Genomic DNA, 22,331 nt, shown 5'->3' with positions numbered 1-22,331 from the left:
AAGCCCGCCAATGAAACGCGGTTTTGACCGCAGTGGAAATTTCATGGAAAATTTATCTCTGACCACCGAAGCAACGCCGTGCATTGACACCCCCGCGCGCCTCTGGCACGCGCCGTCCCATGTTGAAGATCGAAAACATTTCCTTTTCCGTGGACGGCCGCCCGCTGTTCGACGGAGCCAGCGCCACAATCCCGGACGGTCACAAGGTTGGCCTCGTCGGGCCCAATGGCGCGGGCAAGACCACGCTCTTCCGACTGATCAAGGGTGAGCTGACGCTGGACGGGGGCGACATCTCGTTGCCACAACGCGCCCGCATCGGCGGCGTCAGTCAGGAAGTGTCCGCGTCAGAGACCTCGCTGATCGACACCGTGCTGGAGGCCGACACAGAACGCGCCGCCCTGATGGCAGAGGCAGAGACCGCCACCGGTGTCCGCATCGCCGAGGTTCAGACCCGTCTCGCCGACATCGACGCATGGAGCGCCGAGGCCCGCGCCGCCACGATCCTCAAGGGTCTCGGCTTTGACGACGACCAGCAGAAACAGCCCTGCTCTGCCTTTTCGGGTGGCTGGCGGATGCGAGTTGCACTGGCAGGCGTGCTCTTTGCCCAGCCCGACTTGCTGCTGCTGGACGAACCGACCAACTATCTGGATCTCGAAGGCGCACTGTGGCTGGAAAGCTACCTGATGAAATACCCGCACACGGTGATCGTCATCAGCCACGACCGCGGACTATTGAACCGGGCTGTGAACACGATCCTGCATGTCGAGGACCGCAAGCTGACCTATTACGGCACGCCCTATGACGGTTTCGTCAAGCTACGCGCCGAAAAGCGCGCACAACTCAGCGCCACCGCCAAGAAACAACAGGACCGCCGCGCCCATCTGCAAGGGTTTGTCGACCGTTTCCGCGCCAAGGCCTCCAAGGCCAAACAGGCCCAAGCCCGCCTCAAGATGATTGAGCGGATGGACATGGTCACCCCGCCCGAAGAGGCCGCCAAGCGCGTGTTCTCTTTCCCGCAGCCCGATGAACTGTCGCCGCCGATCATCAACATTGAAGGCGGTTCAACCGGTTATGGCGACACCGTGGTGCTGCGCAAACTGAACCTGCGCATTGATCAAGACGACCGCATCGCGCTGTTGGGCAAGAACGGTCAGGGCAAGTCCACCCTGTCAAAATTGCTGTCCGACCGCCTGCCACTGATGGACGGTCGCATGAGCCGCTCGTCCAAGCTGCGCATCGGTTACTTCGCCCAGCATCAGGTCGACGAACTGCATCTGGATGAAACGCCGTTGCAGCATCTCCAACGCGAACGCCCCGGCACACTGCCGCCCAAACTGCGCGCTCTGCTGGCGGGCTTTGGCCTGATGGCAGCGCAGGCGGAAACAGAGGTTGGTCGTCTGTCCGGTGGTCAAAAGGCGCGCCTGTCGCTGTTGCTGGCGACGCTAGACGCGCCGCACCTGCTGATCTTGGATGAGCCGACCAACCACCTTGATATCGAATCGCGTGAGGCGCTGGTTGAGGCGCTCACCGCCTATTCCGGGGCGGTGATCCTTGTCAGCCACGACATGCACCTGCTGTCGATGGTGGCGGATCGTCTTTGGCTGGTGGGGGGCGGCACGGTCAAACCTTATGAGGACGACCTTGACGCCTACCGCACCATGTTGCTGACGCGGGATGCCCCGGCCAAACCGGCGAAATCCTCCAAATCCGCGCCCGACAAGCCCAAGCGACCGTCGCGCGACCGGATGCAAGAGCTACGCTCTGACGTCCGCAAATGTGAGGACCGTATCGCCAAGATCGAACAGATGCGTGAGAAGCTGGCTAAAAAGCTGGCCGACCCGGCGCTGTATGAAAACGACAAGGTCGGCGAACTTGAAGTCTGGAACAAGAAATACGCAGAGGTCATGGACGCGCTGCACCGCGCCGAGGTGATGTGGGAAACGGCAGCTGAAAAACTGGACGCGGCTGAGAACGCCTGATCTCCGGGCGCTGCTCGTTCGCCCTTCAGCGACGGCGGCACCGGCGGACAAATCGCAGGTCACCAAGGGACGGGTGACCTGACAGTGGCGCGAAAGTCGCTCCTGCACTTGGCAAACGCGGGGCGTAGTGGGCGATCTGGACAGTATTGAAGATCGCCAGTACCCCTTGTTTTATGGACGCCGCTTTCCTCATCAGTGCCTTTGTCACCCTCTTTGTGGTGATTGATCCCATCGGGCTGACGCCGATCTTTATCGCGCTCACTCAGGACACCGATGCGCGCCACCGTCGCATGGTGGGCTACCGCGCCTGTGGCGTCGCCTTTGGCATCCTCACGCTGTTCGCCTTTTTCGGCGAGGCGGTGCTGGGCTTTATCGGCATTTCGATGTCCGCCTTTCGCATCGCGGGCGGTATCCTGCTGTTCATCACCGCGCTGGATATGCTGTTCGAACGCCGCACCAAACGGCGCGAGGACAAGGCCGACGAAGAAGAGTTCCCCGACCCGTCTGTCTTTCCGCTGGCCATCCCGCTCATCGCTGGACCGGGGGCCATCGCCTCAATTATCCTGCTTGTGGGTCAGACCGGCGACACAGTCGAAGTTCTGTCGATCCTCGCCGTAATGGTGGCTGTTCTGCTGGTGGCGCTGGCCTTGTTCCTGATCGCAGGGCCAATCGAACATCTACTGGGCCGCGTCGGCATCAATGTCGTGACGCGGGTTCTAGGGATGCTGCTGGCGGCGTTGTCGGTGCAATTCGTCCTCGATGGGCTGCGCAATTTCGGACTTGCCCCCGCCTGACCCTGTTTCCCCGGCGTTGAAACCCCTATCTTGAATAGTGGGCCAAAGGGGAACCATGCCATGTCCGGAGACCAGATCGGAAATCTCATCTATCTTGTGCTGCTGGGCGGCGTGCTGGTCAGTTGGTTTTTTGTTCAGGGCCGGGCCAGCCTTGGCAAGACCATGCAACAGATGGCAGCCTGGGCGCTGATCTTTGTCGGAGTGATCGCGGTCTTCGGACTGTGGAGCGACATTCGTGGCACCGTTATGCCGCAACAGATGGTCGTTGGTGGTGAAGAGGGCGGCATCGAACTGCCGCGCGCGCCCGATGGGCATTACTATGTCACCTTGCAGATCAACGGCACCCCCACCCGGTTTGTCGTGGACACTGGCGCAACATCAGTCGTGCTGACACGCAGCGCAGCAGAACGCGCAGGGATCGACGTCGACAGCCTGCACTTTCTTTCCGCGGCGATGACAGCCAACGGCAAGGTTCAGACCGCGCCGGTCACGCTTGACACCGTCGAATTGGGGCCCTTTGCGGATCAGCGGGTTGCGGCTTATCTGAACGCAGGCGACATGCAGAACTCTTTGCTGGGCATGACCTATCTCGATCGCTATTCCAGCCTACAGATTTCCGGCGGCAAGATGGTGTTGCAACGCTGATCCAAACGGGGAGTTTTGTCGATAGTTCGGCTCCCCCTCAGCTTTCGGCCTTCTTTTCCCAGCGCCCTGATTCCTCGGACCAGTATTGCGCCTTGCAGCCTGCCCCCGTCAGCAGGCGCCACTGGTCTCGCGCCCGTTGCACGGCCGCGCTGTCGCCACCGTCAAACAACACGCAAACCCGATCCAGCGCGCCCACCTCATCGGCCGAGACTTCGGCCCCGTCGATGGCCATCAGGCAGCCAGGATCATTGGCCGCCTGGACGTCGGTGGTCAGCAACACCGGCTGATCCGCGTCGTGCGGCCCGCCGGACAGACCGTGCGGCAGAAAGCCCTCTTCGGGGCCTTGCCAGAGCTTCTGGTCCAGCCAGTCCATGCGGTCCGGGTCCGTGCCCCGCACCGCCACCCGCCACCCGCGCTCCAGCGACTTGGCCAGCAGGTCCGGCAGCATCAGCTCCAGCGGCCGTCGGGTCAGGTGATAGAAATAGGCGTCTCCCATCGGCTCCTCCGTTTATGGCCGGTGGCACCGGGGGGCTGCGCCCTGCCCCCGGTGCCCGGTCCAGACCTGTTCGCTCTGCGTTACTCGAACCGGTCGCGCACCAGCCGGTCCAGCGCCATCACGCCCCAACCAGTCGCCCCCTTGGGTGCCAGATCGGTGTCCTTGGTCACTTGGGCCACGCCGGCGATGTCCAGGTGGATCCACGGAATGCCGTCCTTGACGAAACGTTGCAGGAACTGCGCCGCCGTGATCGCCCCCGCCGGGCGGCCGCCGACGTTTTTCATGTCGGCCTTCTGGCTCTTGATCAAGTCGTCATAGGACTTGCCCAGCGGCAAACGCCATGCGCCTTCACCTTCGGCCCCGGCAGCCTTGAGGAAATCCCCCGCCAGCGCGTCGTCGTTTGAGAAAACCGCCGCGTTGTCATGCCCCAGTGCAATAATGCAGGCTCCAGTCAGCGTAGCCAGATCGATCATGGCCGAGGGCTGTTCGCTTTCCTGTGCGTGCCACATCACATCCGCCAGCACCAACCGCCCTTCGGCATCGGTGTTGATGACCTCGATTGTGTCGCCCTTCATGGATGTCACGATGTCGCCCGGACGCTGCGCCATGTGCGACGGCATATTTTCAACCAGACCAACCAGACCGACCACATGCGCCTGCGCCTTGCGCAGAGCCAGTGCTTTCATCACGCCCGCGACAACACCCGCACCGCCCATGTCCATGGTCATGTCTTCCATGCCAGCGGCGGGTTTGAGGCTGATACCGCCGGTGTCGAACACCACACCTTTGCCGATCAACGCCAGCGGCGCGCCCTCGGCCCCCTTCCAGCGCATCACGACAACCTTGGAGGGCATGGCCGATCCCATGCCCACGCCCAGCAGCGCGCCCATACCCAGTTCGGCCAGCTTGTCCTCTTCGAGAACCTCAACCTCCAGCCCGGTGTCGCGCAGCGCCTCCAGCCGGGCGGCAAACTCTGTCGTCGACAGCACGTTGGCTGGCTCAGACACCAGATCGCGGGTAAAGGCGACGCCTTCGGCCACCGCGCGGGCGGAGGCAAACGCGGCCTCTGCCTCATCCGGGGCCTTGACCATCATCACGGCGGCCGCAGGGGCCTCATCCGGCTTGGATTTGCGCGCGGTAAAGGCGTAACTGCGCAGGGCCACGCCAAGGGCGATCTCCTCTGGCAGGCGCGTCGCCTCGACCAGCATGGTCAGTGCCGCCTTACCTGCCAGCCGCGCCAGCGTGCCACCGGCCTTGCGGGCCTCGACCGTTGCGGGACGGCGGGCCAGCTTGACGATATCCAACGCCTCGACCATCAGGCCAGACGGCCAAGCCAGCGTCATCGCGTCCCCTGCGTCCAGCTTGCCGAACGCCTCGCTTTCAACCGCGCGTCCCAGCGCGCCTTTGGTCAGCCGGTTCAGACGCCGCGCACCGGGGCTGAGCGTGCCTTCGGGTGACACCACGACGGCCAGACGCCCGCCCGTTTCGTCAATTCCGTCCAGAGCCACCTCGGCAAAGCTGATCGCGCGCAGATCGGTCATGTGTCCTCGTCTCCTGAGCTGAGTTTCGCCAAAAGAGGTAACGCCCCCCAGCGCGGTTGACCAGTGCCACCTTTCCCAATTCCAAACGATGGATTAGGGTGCGCAGACCTGCACTGGTCTGGGGGGACCACGCGTTTGCAAAGATTCGACAGATATGTCCTGTCGCAACTGATAGTAGCGTTCGGCTTTTTCGCCCTAGTCCTTGTATCGGTCTATTGGGTGAACAAGGCTGTTACCCTGTTCGATCAGCTGATTTCAGACGGCCATTCGGTGGGTGTGGTGATGGAATTCACCGCCCTCTCACTGCCGGCTGTGATCACCTTTGTGCTCCCCCTGTCCGCCTTTGCCTCTGCGGTCTATGTCACCAACCGGCTCAGCAGCGACAGTGAGCTTACGGTGGTGCAGGCCACCGGCTATTCGCCTTGGCGGCTGGCCCGGCCGGTGTTCCTGTTCGGATGTGTCGTGGCGCTGATGATGTCGATGCTGACCCATCTACTGGTTCCCAAATCGCTGGAGCAATTGCGCATTCGCGAAAAGGCACTTTCGGGCTCGGTCAGTGCCCGGCTGCTGCGCGACGGCGCGTTTCTGCATCCTATCGACGGCGTGACCTTCTACATTCGCGACATTACCGCTGAGGGCGAATTGCGCGACGTTGTGCTGTCGGACCGGCGCACGCCGGGGCGCGACGTGATCTATACGTCAGAACAGGCCTATCTGTTGCGCGACGACGTCGGGCCAAAGCTGGTGATGCTGACGGGAATGGCCCAGACGCTGGATCTTGAGACCCGCCGCCTGTCGACCACGAATTTCAGCGACCTGATCTATGATGTATCGGGCCTTGTCACATCCACCGCGCCGACCAAACGCCGCCTCAACTACATGTCCACATGGGAATTGATCACCCAGCCTGCCGCCTCGGCGGACGAGGCAAAGGATTCGCCGGGCGAGGCTATCGAGGAAGGGCATCTGCGATTCCAGCTGCCATTGCTGGCACTGGCCTTTTCCATGATCGGCTATTCCGCGTTGATGGTTGGCGGGTTTTCACGGTTCGGTGTGACTCGCCAGATTGTCTTTGCCATCGGTCTGCTGGTGTTTGTCAAAGTGCTGGAAAGTGCTGTGACCGACCCGGTGCGCGGCGACTACCGGCTATGGCCACTGGTCTATTTGCCCAGCATAGTCGGTCTGACGTTGGCCACGGCATTGCTGTGGATCGCGGCCCGGCCATTCCGGCCCAGACGCGCGCGCGCGCATCAGCAGGAGGCCACAGCGTGACCCTGCATTTCTATTTTGCCCGCCGCTTTTTGTGGATCTTCCTCAGCGTCTTCGGCGTATTCGCGCTGTTTCAGGGCCTTTTGGACCTGATCGAGGAAATGCGCCGCTTTGACGATGACGTGACGTTTGGACAGGTGATGCGGGTCACGCTGATGAAACTGCCCGGTGCCATCTACGAAATCATCCCGCTGGTTATGATCCTCGCGACCGTCGGGCTGTTTCTTGGGCTGGCACGATCATCCGAGTTGGTGGCCGCAAGGGCGGCGGGGCGCTCGGGCGTGGCCACTCTGATGGCTCCGGTCATGGTGGCGCTGGTGATCGGTGGACTGGTTGTCGGGCTGATGAATCCCATCGTCTCGACCACATCCAAACGCTACAACGAATTGCGCGAATCCTATGAAAGCGGCAGCGCCTCTGCCCTGTCCATTGGCCCCGAGGGGCTGTGGCTACGGCAGGGAGGCGATCTGGGTCAGGCGGTGATCCATGCCGCCCGCGCCAATGACGAGGCAACAGAGCTGTTCGATGTCTCTATCGTCACATATGCGCCGGACGGCGGACCCGCGACCCGCATCCTTGCCGACAGTGCGCGACTTGACGACGGTTTCTGGGAGTTGAGCGCCGCCAAGGCATGGCCGCTGACCCCGGGCCTGAACCCCGAGTCGGGGGCAAAAGAACATGAGTTCCTGCGCCTGCCGTCGAATCTGACACAGGACAGCATCCGCGACCGTTTCGGCAAACCCTCGGCCGTGGCGATCTGGGATTTGCCCACCTTCATCGAGGGTCTTGAAACCGCTGGTTTTTCGGCCCGTCGCTATGTTGTCTGGCTGCATATGGAACTGTCCCGCCCTCTGTTCCTGATGGCAATGGTCCTGATCGGCGCGGCCTTTACCATGCGGCCCACGCGGCTGGGCCGCACCGGAATCGCGATATTGTCCGCCGTGCTGCTTGGCTTTGGCCTCTACTATGTGCGAAACTTTGCCCAGATCATGGGGGAAAACGGTCAGTTGGCACCGCTTGTCGCGGCATGGGTGCCGCCGGTCGCCTCGGTTCTTCTGGCAATGGGATTGGTACTGCATATGGAGGACGGATGACCCGCATGTTTGACCGTCTTATCCGTCTGCTGGCGGTGCTGTGCGTTCTGGCCGGACCGGCCTTGGCGCAGGACGCCCCGGACGCCGATGCCCTGCCCGCAATGCTCGTGGCCGACGCCGTCTTTGTCGAAGACGGCGAACGGCTGATTGCCACCGGCAATGTCGAAGCCTTTCATGACGGCGTGCGCATGACCGCCGGGCGCATCGTCTATGACGGCACAACCGATCAGTTGATCATCGACGGCCCGATCCGCATCATCGACGAGACCGGCAATATTCTGGTCGCCACCTATGCCGAACTGGATCAGGGCCTGCAAAACGGCCTGCTGTCCGGGGCGCGCATGGTTCTTGACCAACAATTGCAGGTTGCCTCGGTCGAGGCGCGCCGGGTGAATGGCCGCTTTACCCAGTTCAGCAAGGTTGCCGTCACATCCTGCCTTGTCTGCGGACAACGCAAAGTACCGCTCTGGCAGATCCGCGCATCGCGCGTCGTGCATGATCAGGAAGAGCGCCAGCTATATTTCGACAATGCCCAGTTTCGTGTTCTGGACGTGCCGATCTTCTACTTTCCCCACCTGCGCCTGCCCGACCCCACGTTGCCGCGCGCCCGCGGGTTCCTTTTCCCGACCTTCACCAGCAGTTCCCTGCTGGGTGTCGGGGTCAAGGTGCCGTATTTCTTTCCCATCGGACGGCATCAGGATTTGACCCTGACGCCCTATCTGGCGTCGGAAACCCGTACGATGGGGTTCCGTTACAGGCGTGCCTTTCGCAGTGGCGACCTGACCATTCACGGAGCGCTGTCGTCTGACACGTTGATGGCAGATCCGCGCGGCTATCTTTTTGCCGAAGGTGAATTTCGGGTTTTGCAGGACTACAAACTGTCGTTCAATCTCAAAGGTGTTTCGGATGATGCCTATCTGAACGACTACGACATCAGCGGCGCCGACCGTCTGGCCAGCAATCTGTCGCTGACACGGGTGACCGCCGACAGCTTCATGGACACCAGCATTCTGAACTATCAGACACTGCGCGACTATGAGGACAACGCAACCCAGCCCCGCTTCATCGCGGACTACCGCAGGGAGCAACGGTTTTTTCCGTCCTTCGGCGGAGAGTTCCGGTTGGGCACCGATGTCCACGGCCATTTGCGCCAATCCAAACGCGATACCGATGGCAGCGACGACGATACCGAAATCGACGGTCGTGATGTCACCCGGTTCAATGCCGAATTCAGCTGGCGCAACCGCTGGACCGTGGCCAGTGGCCTGCGCGTCGGGCTGTCCACACATCTGTGGGCCGACCGATACATCACAGAGGATGACGTCACATCGGATGCCGAAGTCAGCCGCGCCATCCCCGGTGTCGCAATTGAATTCCGCTATCCCCTGCAACGGCAGGGTCCGCGCGGCGGGCGCACCCTGCTGGAGCCGATCGTTCAACTGGGCTGGGTCGGCGGCGAGCGGCTGAAAAACCCCAACGACGAAAGCACGCGGGTCGAATTTGACGAGGCCAACTTGCTGTCGCTGTCCCGCTTTCCCGCCGCTGACCGCCGCGAACACGGCACAACCGTCGCCGCCGGACTGCGCTGGCTGCACAAGGCGCCGGGTGGCTGGTCGGCGGCATTGACGCTGGGCAAGGTCTGGCGTGAAACCGCCGAGCCCGATTTTTCGCTTTCGTCCGGGCTCAGCGATACCGCCTCTGACTTGCTGATCGCGGGACGCTTTGCCAACCCGTTGGGGATCACGCTGTCGGCGCGCGGTCTGCTGGACGAAGACGGCCTGTTTTCCAAGGCAGAAGCGCGTGCCGGATGGTCCAACACGCGAATGGACCTTGGCGCGTCCTACCTGCTGCTGGTCACCGATTCCGATGAGGACCGGACCCAAAGACAATCCGAATGGACCTTTGATGGCCGCTATCAACTGACCCGGAACTGGTCCACCTCGGGTGAGGCCCGCTATGACCTTGGCGATGACCGGCTTGACCGTGTCGGTCTGGGCCTGCAATACCGAAACGAATGTATTCAGGTGGATCTTCAGGCGACGCGGAACTACGCGTCCTCGACCACCCTGGAACCGTCTACCGAATTCGATCTGACCGTCGCGCTAACAGGCTTTGGCGCCGACGCCAGTGGCAAGGAGTATCGCCGCACATGTTCATTCTGACCCGCCTGCTTGCACCGGCCCTTGCGGTCCTCTCGATCACCTTGAGCCCCGCGCCGCTGGCCGCGCAGAACCTTTTTGCCCCCGCCATTCAGGTCAACGACAGCGTCATCACCAATTATGAGATCGCACAGCGTAAGCGGATGTTGCAGGTGCTGAAAGCACCCGGAAACCTCGACAAACTCTCACGCGAACAGTTGATAGATGACCGCCTGCGCATTCAGGCGGCACGCGACAACGGCGTCCGTCCGACAGAACAAGAAGTGCTGGACGGCATGGGTGAGTTTGCTGCGCGCGCCAATCTGGACCGCGATCAATTCGTCGCGGCCATTGGCGCCGAGGGTGTAGCCGAACAGACCTTTCGCGATTTCGTCGCCGCCGGTCTGAGCTGGCGCCAACTGGTTCAGGCCCGGTTCGGCGGTCGCGCCACCGTGTCCGAGGATGAGATCGACCGCGCCCTGTCGCTGCAATCGGGCACAAGCACGGTGCGCGTTCTGGTATCTGAAATCATCATGCCGATGCCGCCGGGCGAAGAGGATGCCGTTCGCGCCCGCGCGGAACGTATTGCGCAACTCGACAGCACCGGTGCCTTTTCGGCCCAGGCGCGGCAGTATTCCGCCACCGCCAGCCGCGACGCTGGCGGCCGCCTGCCCTGGCAGAACCTGAGCGATCTGCCGCCGCAACTGCGCCCGTTGCTGCTAGGCCTTGCACCGGGCGAGGTGACAGCGCCTATTCCGCTGGACGGCGCCGTTGCCCTGTTCCAGTTGCGCGACATCGAGGAAACCGGCTTTAGCCCGCCAGAGGTCACTGCGGTGGAATACGCCGCCTACTATATGGCCGGAGGCCGGACCCCCGAAACACTGGCGCGCGCCCGCGTGCTGGCTGGTCGGGTGGACCGCTGCGACGACCTGTATGGCGTCGCCAAGGGACAACCCCCCGAGGTCCTGGAACGCGGCACGCTGCCAGTGGACGATCTGCCGACGGACATCGCGCTGGAACTGACCAAGCTGGACCCCGGAGAGGTCTCGACAGCACTCACACGTTCGGGCGGTCAGACGCTGGTGTTTCTGATGCTCTGCGGGCGGTCCACGCAAATTACCGAAGATGTTGACCGGGGCGAAATCACAATCGGTTTGCGCAACCGGCGTCTGGCCACACTGGCCGATGGCTATCTTGCGCAGCTGCGCGCCGACGCCCGTATCGTCAACCGATGACTGGGGCCTCTCCCGTCGCGTTGAGCTGCGGGGAACCTGCTGGGATCGGGCCGGAATTGGCTGAGGCAGCATGGGACCGTTTGGGGCGCGACTTGCCGTTCTTCTGGATCGGCGATCCGGCGCACTTGCCCGGGCGCGTGCCGCATGTGGTTTTGGACGATCCCGTGCAAGCGACGGTCCGAGTTGGTGAGGGGCTGCCGGTCTGGCCCTTGGACATGCCCGGCCCCCGCGTGCCCGGACTGCCGCAAGCCTCCCATGCGCCCGGCGTGATCGCAGCTATCGAAGAAGGTGTGCGTCTAGTGCAGGCCGGTGTGGCGTCAGCCCTGTGCACCTTGCCGATCAGCAAACAGGCGCTGGCAGAGGGTGCGGGGTTTACCTTTCCCGGCCATACCGAGTTCCTCGCTCATCTGGCGGGTGTGGACGAGGTGGTGATGATGCTGGCCTCTGACCGCCTGCGCGTGGTCCCGGTCACCATTCATATCGCGCTGGCGGATGTGCCGGCCGCGCTGACCCCCGCCCTGTTGGAGCGGCGTATCCGCATCACACACACGGCACTCAAAACACAATTCGGCATAGCCGCCCCACGCCTTGCGGTGTCTGGTCTGAACCCGCACGCGGGCGAAGGCGGTCGCATGGGCCATGAGGACGCGGCACTGATTGCCCCGGTGCTGGACCGTTTGCGGGCTGACGGGATGGACCTGCGCGGCCCTCTGCCCGCCGATACGATGTTCCACGCTCGCGCCCGTGCAGGCTATGACGCTGCGATCTGCATGTATCACGATCAGGCCCTGATCCCGATCAAGACACTGGACTTCGATGAGGGTGTCAACGTCACGCTAGGACTGCCCTTTATCCGCACCTCGCCCGATCATGGAACAGCCTATGACATCGCAGGCAAGGGTGTTGCCAATCCCAGTTCCACACTGGCCGCACTGCGCATGGCAGCACAAATGGCCAACGCATGACCCAGACCAGCCCACGGGATGTGCCGCACCGCAGGCGGGGGCCTTTGCCCCCCCTTGGCCATAGGCCAATTCCCCCCCAGGATATTTTCGGACAGAAGAAAACATGAGCGCGATCGACACCCTCCCCCCGCTGAGTGAGGTGATCAAGCGTCACCAACTGTCCGCACGCAAGTCGCTGGGTCAGAACTTTCTTCTCGACCTCAACCTGACAGCCCGCATCGCGCGCGTGGCCGGCGACCTGTCGGACACCGACGTGCTGGAGGTGGGCCCCGGCCCCGGCGGACTGACCCGAGGGTTGCTGGCCGAAGGCGCGCGCAAGGTGCTGGCGGTTGAAAAGGATGCGCGCTGTCTGCCTGCGCTGGCCGAAATTGCCGAGGCATATCCGGGCCGGTTGGAGTTTATCGAGGGCGATGCGCTGGAGGTTGATGCCGCGGCCCATTTGACGCCGCCTTATGCGATCTGCGCCAACCTGCCCTACAATGTCGGCACAGAATTGCTGGTGCGGTGGCTGACGCCAAAGGTATGGCCGCCGGCATGGCGGTCCCTGACGCTGATGTTCCAAAAGGAGGTGGCAGAGCGGATCGTGGCAGAGCCGGGCTCCAAGGCCTATGGCCGTTTGGCGCTGTTGGCTCAGTGGCGCTGCGACGCGCGGATCGCGCTGACGCTGCCGCCGGGCGCTTTTACCCCGCCACCCAAGGTCAGTTCCGCCGTGGTGCACCTAACCGCGCTGCCTGCGCCCCGGTTCGAGGCGGATGCGAAGGTGTTGGAACGGGTGGTGGCGGCGGCCTTCAACCAGCGGCGCAAGATGCTGCGCGCCGCGTTGAAGGGTCTGTCACCGCAAATCGAGGATCACCTGGCCGTGGCCGGGATTGCCCCGACAGAGCGGGCCGAGCGTGTTCCGTTGGAGCAATTCTGCGCGCTGGCGCGCAGCCTTGCTGCCGTCTGACGCGCGGCCCGATTATCTGAAATCCGAACTTACTCGGCGGCGTCCGGAGGCGGGGTATCACCCGGCTCTGTGGCGACGGGCGGCGTGTCCGACTCAACGGCTTCCGGCTTCGGCTCAGGCTTTTTGCGGGGTTTGCGCGGGGCGCGCGGCTTTTTGGGCTTTTCGTCTGACGCGGCGGGCACAGCCGCATCGTCTGAGGCTTGGGGCGCATCGGCACCGGGGTCCACAGGATCCGCTGCTTGTGCTTTAGGTGCCTGTGCTTTGGGCGCCTGGGATCTGGGGGCCCGGCTTCTGGTTGGTGCCGGTTTGGGCTCTGCCGATGGTGTCACCGCAGGGGTGGTTTCCGCCCGGGATTCCGGAGTGTCGACCAGACCGGGGCCATCGTCCTCGGCCCCGAGATCCAGCACATCCCCGGCAATCGACGTGCCCTGCTCATCGGCTTTGGGCGCATGTGACTGGCGTGCGGGTCTGTCCTGACGGTCTTGTCTGTCTTGCCGATCTGACCTGTCGGACTTTTCTGCCCGGTCCGGTTGATCGGACGCGCCATCACGTTGCGTCCGCTCCCGATCCCGCTGCGCCTGACGCTCGCGGTTTTCGCGTTCCTGCTGTTCACGGCGCGTGTCTTGTTCGCGCTGCGCCTCGCTCAACATCCGCATGTAATGTTCGGCGTGTTGTTGAAAGTTCTCTGCCGCAACTCTGTCATTGCTCAGGGACGCATCGCGGGCAAGTTGATTGTATTTGTCGATGATCTGCTGCGGAGTCCCGCGCACTTTACCCTCTGGGCCACTGCTGTCGAACACACGGTTGACGACATTACCCAAGGTATTGTTGTTGTTGTTGCGGTTACGATTGCTCTTGTTCCGCGAGCGGGATTTGGAAGAACGCATATTGTCTGATTTCCAGCCTTATTTCGACGGCTTGGTGACGGGGCAAGGGCGCATCTTGCGCCAATCCGTTAGGGTCACCCTTATGTTGGCTTGACGTTGCGCAGGATCGGCAAGAGAGCCATTCGACTGAGCAGCTAACACTGAATATGCACATGGACAGAAATGTGACAAGTCAAAATACCACAAAATCGGCGATTTAGGCACGAAAAAGCCGCTAAATACGGCGTCGCGTGCCCAGAACCACACGATCTCTGCCATCAATGTCGGGAATCACCCGCACACCGCGCAATCCGGCCTCGGAAAATAGCCGGGAGACCGCCATGCCCTGGCTGGCACCGATCTCAACCACCAGCCGACCGCCCGGAGAAAGATGCGCGGTCAGACCTGAGAGAATCGCCCTGTAGGCGGTTAGTCCGTCGGCTTCATCGGTCAGCGCCAGGCGCGGTTCATGTTCGCGGACCTCAGGGGAAAGAAACGGCATTTCGTTCACCGCGATATAGGGCGGGTTCGACACGATCAGGTCGAACTGGTCCTCATTCGCCTCCAGCGCCGCATACCAACTGCCCTCACGCAGGTCGGCCCGGTGTTGCAGGTCCAGCGCGTTGCGGTTCCAATAAGCGACATTCAGCGCCGCTGTGCTGACATCCGTACCCACACCAACCGCACTCTCACGTTCGGCCAGCAGGGTCAGCAGGATACAGCCCGACCCGGTGCCAAGGTCCAGCACCGTGGCAAAGGGTTCGGTCAGGACCACCTCGATCAGCGTTTCCGTCTCTGGGCGCGGGTCCAGAACCTCTGGGGTGACAAGGAAATCGCGCCCGTAAAACGCCCGGCGCCCGATCAGGTGGCTGACAGGCACCCGCTCGGCGCGGCGTTCGACGATGGTCAGATAGACCACCTCCAGCGCCGGATCGACCGGCTCGGGCAGAAACAGGGTCAGGCGTCCGGGCGGCACCTTGAGCACATGCGCCATCAGGCGCCGCGCATCGCGCCCCGGATCGGGGACCTCTGCCTCGGTCAGGCGCGCGGTTGCGCGCGACAACAGGTCCGAACCCCGCGTCATGCCGTCATGCCCCCATCTCAGCCAGTTGCGAGGCTTGATGTTCCGCCGTCAGCCCATCGATGATCTCATCCAGATCGCCGGCCATGATTTGTTCCAGCCGGTACAGCGTCAGGCCGATACGGTGATCGGTCAGCCGCCCCTGCGGAAAGTTGTAGGTGCGAATACGCTCGGACCGATCACCCGACCCGACCTGCGCCTTGCGGTCGGCAGAGCGCGACGCATCGGCCTGCTGGCGTTGCTGATCGAACAGACGCGCGCGCAGCACCTGCATGGCGATCTCACGGTTGCGGTGCTGCGATTTCTCGGAACTGGTAACGACGATACCAGTGGGCAAGTGTGTGATCCTGACGGCCGAGTCGGTGGTGTTGACGTGCTGCCCGCCCGCCCCCGATGATCGCATGGTATCGATGCGGATGTCGTTCGGGTCGATGCGGATATCCACCTCTTCGGCCTCTGGCAACACGGCCACCGTGGCCGCCGAGGTGTGGATACGCCCACCAGATTCGGTTTCTGGCACCCGCTGAACCCGGTGTACGCCGCTTTCGTATTTCAGCCGGGCAAAGACATTGTCCCCGGCGATCCGTACCACCAATTCGCGCACACCGCCCAGTTCTGACAGTTGTTCCTCGATCACTTCCCAGCGCCAACCCTTGGCCTCGGCATAGCGTTGGTACATGCGGGCCAGATCCCCGGCGAACAGCGCCGCTTCATCGCCGCCGGTGCCGGGGCGAATTTCCAGCATCGCGGGGCGCGCATCGGCGGCGTCGCGCGGCAACAGTGACAGTTGCACCGCGCGCTCTGCCTCTGGCAGACGGGCGCGCAACTGCGGCAGTTCCTCTTCGGCGAGCGCGCGCATCTCTGGATCGTCCAGCAACGCCTCCGCCTCTGCGATCTCGGCGCAGAGTTGCTCCCATTCGGCGATCTGGCTCACCACGGGCTTCAGCTCAGCGTATTCACGCCCCAGCGCCGCGATATCGCCGCTGCCAGAGGACATGCGCGCCTCGACAAATTCGAGCCGCTCCTTGATTTGATGAAGTCTGTCTGTCGGGATCATGGGGATGCATTGCCCAAAGCGCAGGGGCCGTCAAGTCATCCCCGACGCCGGGGCCTCAGCCCTCGTCGGCCTCCAGCCGTTGCAGCCAGTCTTCGACCCGCGCGCGGTTCACCCCAAGGTCCGATTGACCAAAGCGCGAGCGTGCCCACAGTGCCAGCACATCTTCGCTGTCCCGCACCGTGGTGTAGTCGGGAAACCCCATCCACTTTGACCGGGTGACATAGGTCACTTGCCCGTCGTCCTGCGTGCCCGCCAGAATTTCGGTGCGCGGCGTTTCAAGAATGATGGCGTGAAGGCGTTCAAATTTGTTCGGGCCTGCCGGAATCCGCCGCCGTACACCGGCGGCCAGATCCTGATCCGCCGTCACCTGTGGATCGACATGCCAGTCGGCAGGGTCAGAGGGCGCAAACCGGATCCAGGCCATGCCGCCAAGAACGATCAACAGGATTAGAAAAAATGCCATGCGCAAGGCGTGTCTCTTTCACAGTGCTCAAACTGGTCCCCGGCATGACATGCCTGGAGGCGATTCTGAAAGCCACGGTTTTGCGACTGCGCTGCGCGCCGCCGCACTTGTCATCCCGTCACGCGACGGGTCCAACCCCAAAGGCACAGCAATTCCATGCCCACATGCGCCGCCGCCACAGCCGTGGCCCCGGTGGTGTCAAACGGCGGCGACACCTCAACCACATCGCCGCCTTTCAGGTCGATTCCCGCCAGCCTGCGCAGGATCACAGCCGCCTGATGGCTGGTCAACCCGCCCCAGACCGGCGTACCGGTGCCCGGCGCATAGGCCGGGTCCAGCGCGTCGATGTCAAAGGTCAGGTAACAGGGATGCTGACCGACAATCTCATGCACCCGCTCGGCGATCCGTTCCGGCCCTTCGGCATGGACCTGCCGCGCATCAAGGATGTTGAACCCCAGCGTATCGGGGTTGTCTGTGCGGATGCCGATCTGGACAGAGCGTTCCGGCTCTACCAACCCTTCCTTGACGGCCTTGTACATAAAGGTGCCGTGATCGACGCGCGCCATGTCATCATCCGCCCAGGTGTCGGTATGCGCGTCGAATTGGATCACACTTAACGGGCCGTGTTTCGCGGCATGGGCGCGCAGACAGCCGTGGGTCACCGAATGGTCGCCGCCCAGCACCATGCAGGCGGCACCCGCATCCAGAATGCCGCCCACATGGTCGGCAATCCGCGCGGGCACCTCGGACGGCATGGCATAATCGAAGGCCATGTCGCCATAGTCCGCGATGGCGAATTCCGACAGCACATCATAGCCCCAGCCAAAAGGCTCATCCATCGTCTGCAAGAGGGACGCCTCACGGATCGCGCGCGGCCCCAGCCGCGTGCCGGGCCGGTTGGTCACCGCCTGATCAAACGGTAGCCCCGTCACCGCGACATCCACCCCGGGCAGATCCTTGGTGTATTTGCGGCGCAGAAACGACGGCGCCCCGGCAAAGACATTCTCGAACGACGGCCCTTTGAGGTCGTCACGGGTAAAGGCGTGGTCAATCTGGCGCTTGGCGTCTTCGAGGCTCATGGCGGGTGGCCCTTTGCGATGTCGGGGTGGGTGGGTGGGCGACGCCGCAAAGGGCCGCCCGGCACGGATCAGAGCGGCAGGGCTTTTTCAACCAGCCGCGCGAAAAAACTCGCACCGACCGGCGCGATGGTATCATTGAAATCGTATTTGGGATGGTGGCATCCGGGCGTGTCGCCCTGTCCCAGAAACAAATAGGCCCCCGGTCGCGCCTCCAGCATGTAGGAAAAATCCTCTCCCGGCATGATCGGGGGAGAGTCGATGTCCACCGCCTCGGCGCCCACCACCTCACGCGCGACTTCGGCTGCGAATTCCGCCTGTTCAGGGTGATTGACCGTGGGCGGATAGCCCTCGATATAGTTCAACGTGGCCGTCATGCCGAAACTTTTGGCCTGATACTCGACGATCTCGGCCATGCGCTCTTTGACGACCGACTGAACCGCCTTGTCGAAATAGCGCACGGTTCCGTTCAGGATAGCGGTTTCCGGCACGATGTTCATGGCCGATCCGGTGTGAACCTGCGTCACACTGACCACCAGCCGGTCCAGCGCATCGACATTGCGTGACACGATGGTCTGCAACGCCTGCACCACAGAGGCTGCCGTCACCACCGGATCACGGGTCTGGAACGGCATCGCGCCATGCCCGCCTACGCCGGTGATCTCGATAGTAAACTCATCCACTCCCGCCAGCAGAGCTCCGCGATTGGTGTGCAAGTGGCCGACCGGACCACCGGGCATGTTGTGGATGCCATACACCTCATCGATGCCAAACCGGTCCATCATGCCCTCTTCGACCATGATGCGCCCGCCGCCCTCATTTTCCTCTGCAGGTTGAAAGATCAGCGCGACCTTGCCGGAAAAATTCCGCGTCTCGGCCAGATACTTTGCCGCCCCCAGCAGCATGGTGGTGTGACCGTCGTGTCCGCAGGTATGCGCCATGCCGGGAATGGTCGAGGCGTGATCCGTACCGGACAAATCCTCCATCGGCAGCGCATCCATATCGGCGCGCAGGCCAATCGTCCGTCCCGTCGCGCGGCCCTCGATGATGGCCACAACGCCCGTGCGCGCGATACCGGTGTGAATGTCAGTGATGCCAAATTCCTTCAGCCGATCCACCACGAACTCTGCGGTCTTGAAACAATCCAATCCCAGTTCAGGATGCTGGTGCAGATAGCGGCGCCATTCCGTCATTTGAGGTTCAGACGCGGCGATGGAATTGACGATAGGCATAGGGGTCTCCTTTGCGCGCAGACTGCCCGTTTGGACCGACATTGGAAAGAGCCTGAACGGGCCGTCTGTGAAAGCCGTGGGATTGAGTAATTCTGCCAAGAAGAAGCTGGGCGGCGTGTCCCTTACAAGGCGTGACGCTGCTCAATCAGGCGGGCGAAAAAGCTGGCCCCGATGGGCGCCGCTGCATCGTTGAAATCAAAGCCCGCATGGTGGACGGACGGTCCGTGCCCTTGCCCAAGGAACAGGAATGCGCCGGGCCGGGTTTCAAGCATATAAGCGAAATCTTCCGCCCCCATTTCGGGGATCATGTCATCGGTCACCAGCGGCGAAACCTCACGCGCGATCTGCGCGGCAAAGCGGGTCTGTTCGGCATGGTTGATGGTCGGCGGGTAGTTGCGTTCATAGTCAAGGATGCCCTCGACGCCGTAACCCTCCGCGATGCTGCTGACGATCTGTGTGATGCGGGTCTGGGCCATGTCGCGCACCTCTGGTGTCAGGCTGCGCACGGTGCCGCCCAGTGTGACACTGTCGGGGATGATATTGGAGGCGCTGCCGCCCTGAAACAAGGTCAGCGACACCACCAATGCCGCCAGCGGGTCGGTGTTGCGCGACACCACGGTTTGCAGGGCTTGGCCGATGGCAAGGGCTGCGGGCATCGGATCGCGGCAGATTTGCGGATAGGCGGCGTGGCCGCCATGTCCCTTGACCGTCACGCGGAACTCATCCGCCGCCGCCATGATCGGTCCGGGTGTGGTGCGGAACTCTCCCAATGGGCTAAAGGGATCGGTGTGCAGCGCATAGGCCTCTTGGATGCCGAAGCGGTCCATGATCCCCTCTTCGACCATGATGCGCCCACCGCCGATGGTTTCCTCTGCCGGTTGAAAGATCAGCACCACGCGGCCGGTAAACCGGCGCGTCTCGGCGAGGTATTTCGCCGCCCCCAGCAGCATCGAGGTATGTCCGTCGTGGCCGCAGGCGTGCATCCGCCCCGGCACTGTGCTGGCCCATTCGGCACCGGTTTCCTCATCCATTGGCAGGGCATCCATATCGGCACGAAGCCCCGTCACCGGACCATCCCCCTGCCCTTCAATCACCGCGACCACACCGCTGGTGGCGATGCCTTCGTGGATGTCGGTGATGCCGAAAGAGCGCAGTCGATCCACGACAAAGGCCGCTGTCTCATGGCATTCCAGGCAAAGTTCCGGGTGTCGGTGCAGGTGACGCCGCCAGCCCGTCATTTCCTCTGCAAACCCCGCGATTCGATTGATCACCGCCATGGCTGGACTCCCCGTGCCTGATCCGACATTTCAGGGACCATGCGACCAAAGCGGGGGCGGATGCAATGAGCGACGATCTGATCCACAATCCGACGGGCGGGATGCCGCGCCTGCGCGAAATAATGCGGCGTTTGCGCGATCAGAACAGCGGCTGTCCTTGGGATCTTGAGCAGACATTTGCGACAATCGCCCCCTACACGATCGAGGAGGCCTATGAGGTTGCCGATGCGATCGAGCGCAAGGAATGGGATGAACTGAAAGGAGAGCTGGGCGATCTGTTGTTTCAGTCGGTCTTTCACGCGCAAATGGCCGAAGAGGCCGGGCTGTTCACCTTTGATGAGGTCGCCGATGGGATGTCGGACAAGATGGTGGCGCGGCATCCGCATGTGTTTGGCGATGAAAGCCGCGACAAGTCGCCCGAGCAGCAGACCCGTGACTGGGAGACGATCAAGGCGGCAGAGCGGGCCTCGAAAAAAGAGACGGGCGTTCTGGACGGGGTGGCGTTGGGTTTGCCGGCCTTGTTGCGGGCGGTGAAGCTGCAGAAAAGAGCGGCGCGGGTGGGGTTTGACTGGCCCACCACCGATGAGGTGATGGACAAGCTGCGTGAGGAAATGGATGAGCTGCGCGAGGCTGAGGATGATGACCACCGCTTTGAGGAATTTGGCGATCTGCTCTTTGTGATGGCCAATCTGGGGCGGCATATGGGGATCGATCCCGAGGCGGCGTTGCGGGCGGCCAATGGAAAATTCACCCGGCGTTTCAAGTCCATCGAGGCGGCCCTGGCCAAGGATGGACGGCGGCCCGAGGATAGCAATCTGGAAGAAATGGACCGGCTTTGGGATGCGGCCAAGGCGGTGGAGAAGGCAGCAAAAAAATCGGACATCTGAGGCCATCGGGCGGACGTGTCCACGCGTGGCGGGTCAGGTGACGTAGCGTCTTCAATAACTTGCAGAGACGGATTTACCTTTCGGTGACGTTTACCCGGCGATTTAGCCCAGACCAAGGACCAGCAACACCAGCGGAATCGTGACCAAGGCCGCCATCGTTTGTGCCGTGACGAGTCCGGCCATAAACGTACCGTCGCCGTTCAATTGGCGGGTCAACACATAGGCAGCCGGCGCCGTGGGAATGGCCGAAAACACCACCAGCACCAGCGCCTCTGCCCCGTCGAGTCCATAGGCCAAGCCGATCAGCGCCGCCAGAACCGGCATCCCCAACAGCCGCAGGACCGCGTTCCCCAAGACCGGGCCTATATCCTGACGCAGCGCCGAGGGTTGCAGTGCGGCGCCGACACAGAGCAGGCCCAGCGGCAGGCTGCCCCGTGCCAAAAGCTCTAGAAAAGTCCCGGTGCCAAAAGGCAGACCCAGCCCCAAAAGCGCCAGTGAGATCCCGAACAGACAACCCAGGATCATCGGATTGAACAGGATCATCCGCAACAGCGCGCCGGGGCGACGCAGGACGTCACGTTCGCTTAGGGCGATGATCGACACCACGTTGACGACCGGGACGCAGACCGCAAGGTAGACCGCCGCGCGTTCCATCCCCTCTGCCCCCGCCAGACTGGCCGTGACGGCAAGACCCAGAAAGGTATTGAACCGCACGACGCCCTGCAAAGCCGGGCCAAAGCGGGCTGAGGGCGTTGGAAAGACGCAGCGTGCCACAGCCATCCCAAGGGCGGCCACCAGGAGGGTGGTCACAGCCGCCGCCCCCAGCCGGAGGATCTGCGGATCGCCGATGGGCGCATCGACAAGGCTGGACACCAGCAGCGCCGGAAACAGGATGAAATAGTTGATCCGCTCTGCCGCGGGCCAAAAGCCGGGATCGGGAAAGCCGGTTCTGGCCAGCACATGACCGAGGCAAATGAGCGCAAAGAGCGGCCAGATCGTGAGAAGAACCACGCGTGATATTCCCGTTGGGCTAGGTGAGGTTGCGCGCTACATAGCGCCGCCCCTTGGGGAAAGACCAGTCCGAGATGGGGGCGCGTTGCAAAGAAAAACCGGGGGTGCCGGGTACGATGGCACGCACTGGTTTTGGGCGGACAGATCAAGCTGTTTTGTGGGTCTGACAGAGGCAGTTCGGGGACGCTGTGGCTTGAACGGTTTTTCTCAACCATGTGGTGCGGTGAGGTCGGTATATTCGAGGACCGCTCCGGGCCCAATCCTCGCAGTTTTCGTGCT

20 protein-coding genes are annotated in these 22,331 nt (G+C 62.6%); 10 read left to right on the top strand and 10 right to left on the bottom strand.

Annotation, left to right across the window (positions count from 1 at the left end):
* Nucleotides 1-119 precede the first annotated feature (119 nt).
* The 3 genes from ANTHELSMS3_RS14815 (at nucleotide 120) to ANTHELSMS3_RS14805 (ending at nucleotide 3,418) form a co-directional block, all read left to right on the top strand.
* Nucleotides 120-1,979 carry an ABC-F family ATP-binding cassette domain-containing protein gene (locus tag ANTHELSMS3_RS14815; RefSeq protein WP_094035545.1) on the top strand — a complete coding sequence of 620 codons (1,860 nt, stop codon included), beginning with the start codon at nucleotides 120-122 and terminating at the stop codon, nucleotides 1,977-1,979.
* Nucleotides 1,980-2,152: 173 nt separating this feature from the next.
* Entirely contained in the window at nucleotides 2,153-2,773 is a 621-nt protein-coding gene (locus tag ANTHELSMS3_RS14810) for a MarC family protein (protein ID WP_094035544.1), read from the top strand.
* A gap of 60 nt (nucleotides 2,774-2,833) precedes the next feature.
* Complete coding sequence (locus ANTHELSMS3_RS14805) at nucleotides 2,834-3,418, top strand: retropepsin-like aspartic protease family protein (RefSeq protein WP_094035543.1); 585 nt, start codon at nucleotides 2,834-2,836, stop codon at nucleotides 3,416-3,418.
* A gap of 37 nt (nucleotides 3,419-3,455) precedes the next feature.
* On the opposite strand, the gene ANTHELSMS3_RS14800 is transcribed toward ANTHELSMS3_RS14805, so the two are convergent.
* On the bottom strand, nucleotides 3,456-3,914 hold the full coding sequence (locus ANTHELSMS3_RS14800; RefSeq protein ID WP_094035542.1) for a DNA polymerase III subunit chi: 459 nt from the start codon (nucleotides 3,912-3,914) through the stop codon (nucleotides 3,456-3,458).
* Nucleotides 3,915-3,994: 80 nt separating this feature from the next.
* A complete protein-coding gene (locus ANTHELSMS3_RS14795) occupies nucleotides 3,995-5,455 on the bottom strand; it encodes a leucyl aminopeptidase (RefSeq protein ID WP_094035541.1) in 1,461 nt (486 codons plus the stop codon).
* A gap of 135 nt (nucleotides 5,456-5,590) precedes the next feature.
* Here ANTHELSMS3_RS14795 and lptF point away from each other — a divergent pair, with 135 nt between their 5' ends.
* The 6 genes from lptF to rsmA all read left to right on the top strand — a co-directional run bounded on the left by lptF (nucleotide 5,591) and on the right by rsmA (nucleotide 13,102).
* Nucleotides 5,591-6,727: an LPS export ABC transporter permease LptF gene (lptF, locus tag ANTHELSMS3_RS14790; protein WP_094035540.1), complete on the top strand. Its 1,137-nt coding sequence runs from the start codon at nucleotides 5,591-5,593 to the stop codon at nucleotides 6,725-6,727.
* Nucleotides 6,724-7,818 carry an LPS export ABC transporter permease LptG gene (gene lptG, locus ANTHELSMS3_RS14785; protein WP_094037150.1) on the top strand — a complete coding sequence of 365 codons (1,095 nt, stop codon included), beginning with the start codon at nucleotides 6,724-6,726 and terminating at the stop codon, nucleotides 7,816-7,818. The genes lptF and lptG overlap by 4 nt, the downstream gene beginning before the upstream one ends.
* Nucleotides 7,819-7,823: 5 nt before the next feature.
* Nucleotides 7,824-9,980, top strand: coding sequence for an LPS-assembly protein LptD (locus ANTHELSMS3_RS14780; protein WP_094037149.1), 2,157 nt, complete (start codon nucleotides 7,824-7,826; stop codon nucleotides 9,978-9,980).
* Entirely contained in the window at nucleotides 9,968-11,191 is a 1,224-nt protein-coding gene (locus ANTHELSMS3_RS14775; protein ID WP_094035539.1) for a peptidylprolyl isomerase, read from the top strand. Before ANTHELSMS3_RS14780 ends, ANTHELSMS3_RS14775 begins: the two co-directional genes overlap by 13 nt.
* On the top strand, nucleotides 11,188-12,156 hold the full coding sequence (pdxA, locus tag ANTHELSMS3_RS14770; RefSeq protein ID WP_094035538.1) for a 4-hydroxythreonine-4-phosphate dehydrogenase PdxA: 969 nt from the start codon (nucleotides 11,188-11,190) through the stop codon (nucleotides 12,154-12,156). Before ANTHELSMS3_RS14775 ends, pdxA begins: the two co-directional genes overlap by 4 nt.
* A gap of 103 nt (nucleotides 12,157-12,259) precedes the next feature.
* A complete protein-coding gene (gene rsmA, locus ANTHELSMS3_RS14765; protein WP_094035537.1) occupies nucleotides 12,260-13,102 on the top strand; it encodes a 16S rRNA (adenine(1518)-N(6)/adenine(1519)-N(6))-dimethyltransferase RsmA in 843 nt (280 codons plus the stop codon).
* Between the two features lie 29 nt (nucleotides 13,103-13,131).
* Here the strand turns inward: rsmA and ANTHELSMS3_RS14760 are convergent, their stop codons facing one another.
* The 7 genes from ANTHELSMS3_RS14760 to ANTHELSMS3_RS14730 form a co-directional block, all read right to left on the bottom strand.
* Nucleotides 13,132-13,989, bottom strand: a complete 858-nt coding sequence (locus ANTHELSMS3_RS14760; RefSeq protein ID WP_094035536.1) for a DUF4167 domain-containing protein — start codon at nucleotides 13,987-13,989, stop codon at nucleotides 13,132-13,134.
* A 214-nt stretch (nucleotides 13,990-14,203) separates the two neighbouring features.
* Nucleotides 14,204-15,052: a peptide chain release factor N(5)-glutamine methyltransferase gene (gene prmC / locus ANTHELSMS3_RS14755; RefSeq protein ID WP_094035535.1), complete on the bottom strand. Its 849-nt coding sequence runs from the start codon at nucleotides 15,050-15,052 to the stop codon at nucleotides 14,204-14,206.
* Between the two features lie 4 nt (nucleotides 15,053-15,056).
* A complete protein-coding gene (prfA, locus tag ANTHELSMS3_RS14750; protein ID WP_094035534.1) occupies nucleotides 15,057-16,106 on the bottom strand; it encodes a peptide chain release factor 1 in 1,050 nt (349 codons plus the stop codon).
* 55 nt (nucleotides 16,107-16,161) lie between these two features.
* Complete coding sequence (locus ANTHELSMS3_RS14745) at nucleotides 16,162-16,569, bottom strand: DUF1499 domain-containing protein (RefSeq protein ID WP_094035533.1); 408 nt, start codon at nucleotides 16,567-16,569, stop codon at nucleotides 16,162-16,164.
* Nucleotides 16,570-16,679: 110 nt separating this feature from the next.
* Nucleotides 16,680-17,648: an agmatinase gene (gene speB, locus ANTHELSMS3_RS14740; RefSeq protein WP_094035532.1), complete on the bottom strand. Its 969-nt coding sequence runs from the start codon at nucleotides 17,646-17,648 to the stop codon at nucleotides 16,680-16,682.
* Nucleotides 17,649-17,716: 68 nt separating this feature from the next.
* Nucleotides 17,717-18,877 carry a M20 aminoacylase family protein gene (locus tag ANTHELSMS3_RS14735; RefSeq protein ID WP_094037148.1) on the bottom strand — a complete coding sequence of 387 codons (1,161 nt, stop codon included), beginning with the start codon at nucleotides 18,875-18,877 and terminating at the stop codon, nucleotides 17,717-17,719.
* Nucleotides 18,878-18,999: 122 nt separating this feature from the next.
* A complete protein-coding gene (locus tag ANTHELSMS3_RS14730) occupies nucleotides 19,000-20,154 on the bottom strand; it encodes a M20 aminoacylase family protein (protein ID WP_094035531.1) in 1,155 nt (384 codons plus the stop codon).
* A gap of 65 nt (nucleotides 20,155-20,219) precedes the next feature.
* On the opposite strand from ANTHELSMS3_RS14730, the gene mazG reads away from it, so the two are divergent.
* On the top strand, nucleotides 20,220-21,041 hold the full coding sequence (mazG, locus tag ANTHELSMS3_RS14725; protein ID WP_094035530.1) for a nucleoside triphosphate pyrophosphohydrolase: 822 nt from the start codon (nucleotides 20,220-20,222) through the stop codon (nucleotides 21,039-21,041).
* A 102-nt stretch (nucleotides 21,042-21,143) separates the two neighbouring features.
* Here mazG and ANTHELSMS3_RS14720 read toward each other — a convergent pair whose 3' ends face one another.
* Nucleotides 21,144-22,052: an AEC family transporter gene (locus ANTHELSMS3_RS14720; protein WP_094035529.1), complete on the bottom strand. Its 909-nt coding sequence runs from the start codon at nucleotides 22,050-22,052 to the stop codon at nucleotides 21,144-21,146.
* Nucleotides 22,053-22,331: the final 279 nt, after the last annotated feature.

It is taken from the genome of Antarctobacter heliothermus (assembly GCF_002237555.1).
Classification (GTDB): domain Bacteria; phylum Pseudomonadota; class Alphaproteobacteria; order Rhodobacterales; family Rhodobacteraceae; genus Antarctobacter; species Antarctobacter heliothermus_B.
The sequence above is the reverse complement of the archived record's forward strand: the minus strand, read 5'-3'. Positions and strand labels throughout refer to the sequence as shown.

Excerpts from the sequence above, each read along its gene's own strand:
- ANTHELSMS3_RS14815 (WP_094035545.1), top strand. The coding sequence starts at position 120 with ATGTTGAAGATCGAAAACATTTCCTTTTCCGTGGACGGCCGCCCGCTG.
- ANTHELSMS3_RS14810 (WP_094035544.1), top strand. The coding sequence starts at position 2,153 with ATGGACGCCGCTTTCCTCATCAGTGCCTTTGTCACCCTCTTTGTGGTG.
- ANTHELSMS3_RS14805 (WP_094035543.1), top strand. The coding sequence starts at position 2,834 with ATGTCCGGAGACCAGATCGGAAATCTCATCTATCTTGTGCTGCTGGGC.
- ANTHELSMS3_RS14800 (WP_094035542.1), bottom strand. The coding sequence starts at position 3,914 with ATGGGAGACGCCTATTTCTATCACCTGACCCGACGGCCGCTGGAGCTG.
- ANTHELSMS3_RS14795 (WP_094035541.1), bottom strand. The coding sequence starts at position 5,455 with ATGACCGATCTGCGCGCGATCAGCTTTGCCGAGGTGGCTCTGGACGGA.
- ANTHELSMS3_RS14780 (WP_094037149.1), top strand. The coding sequence starts at position 7,824 with ATGTTTGACCGTCTTATCCGTCTGCTGGCGGTGCTGTGCGTTCTGGCC.
- ANTHELSMS3_RS14775 (WP_094035539.1), top strand. The coding sequence starts at position 9,968 with ATGTTCATTCTGACCCGCCTGCTTGCACCGGCCCTTGCGGTCCTCTCG.
- pdxA (WP_094035538.1), top strand. The coding sequence starts at position 11,188 with ATGACTGGGGCCTCTCCCGTCGCGTTGAGCTGCGGGGAACCTGCTGGG.
- rsmA (WP_094035537.1), top strand. The coding sequence starts at position 12,260 with ATGAGCGCGATCGACACCCTCCCCCCGCTGAGTGAGGTGATCAAGCGT.
- ANTHELSMS3_RS14760 (WP_094035536.1), bottom strand. The coding sequence starts at position 13,989 with ATGCGTTCTTCCAAATCCCGCTCGCGGAACAAGAGCAATCGTAACCGC.
- prmC (WP_094035535.1), bottom strand. The coding sequence starts at position 15,052 with ATGACGCGGGGTTCGGACCTGTTGTCGCGCGCAACCGCGCGCCTGACC.
- prfA (WP_094035534.1), bottom strand. The coding sequence starts at position 16,106 with ATGATCCCGACAGACAGACTTCATCAAATCAAGGAGCGGCTCGAATTT.
- ANTHELSMS3_RS14745 (WP_094035533.1), bottom strand. The coding sequence starts at position 16,569 with ATGGCATTTTTTCTAATCCTGTTGATCGTTCTTGGCGGCATGGCCTGG.
- speB (WP_094035532.1), bottom strand. The coding sequence starts at position 17,648 with ATGAGCCTCGAAGACGCCAAGCGCCAGATTGACCACGCCTTTACCCGT.
- ANTHELSMS3_RS14735 (WP_094037148.1), bottom strand. The coding sequence starts at position 18,877 with ATGCCTATCGTCAATTCCATCGCCGCGTCTGAACCTCAAATGACGGAA.
- ANTHELSMS3_RS14730 (WP_094035531.1), bottom strand. The coding sequence starts at position 20,154 with ATGGCGGTGATCAATCGAATCGCGGGGTTTGCAGAGGAAATGACGGGC.
- mazG (WP_094035530.1), top strand. The coding sequence starts at position 20,220 with ATGAGCGACGATCTGATCCACAATCCGACGGGCGGGATGCCGCGCCTG.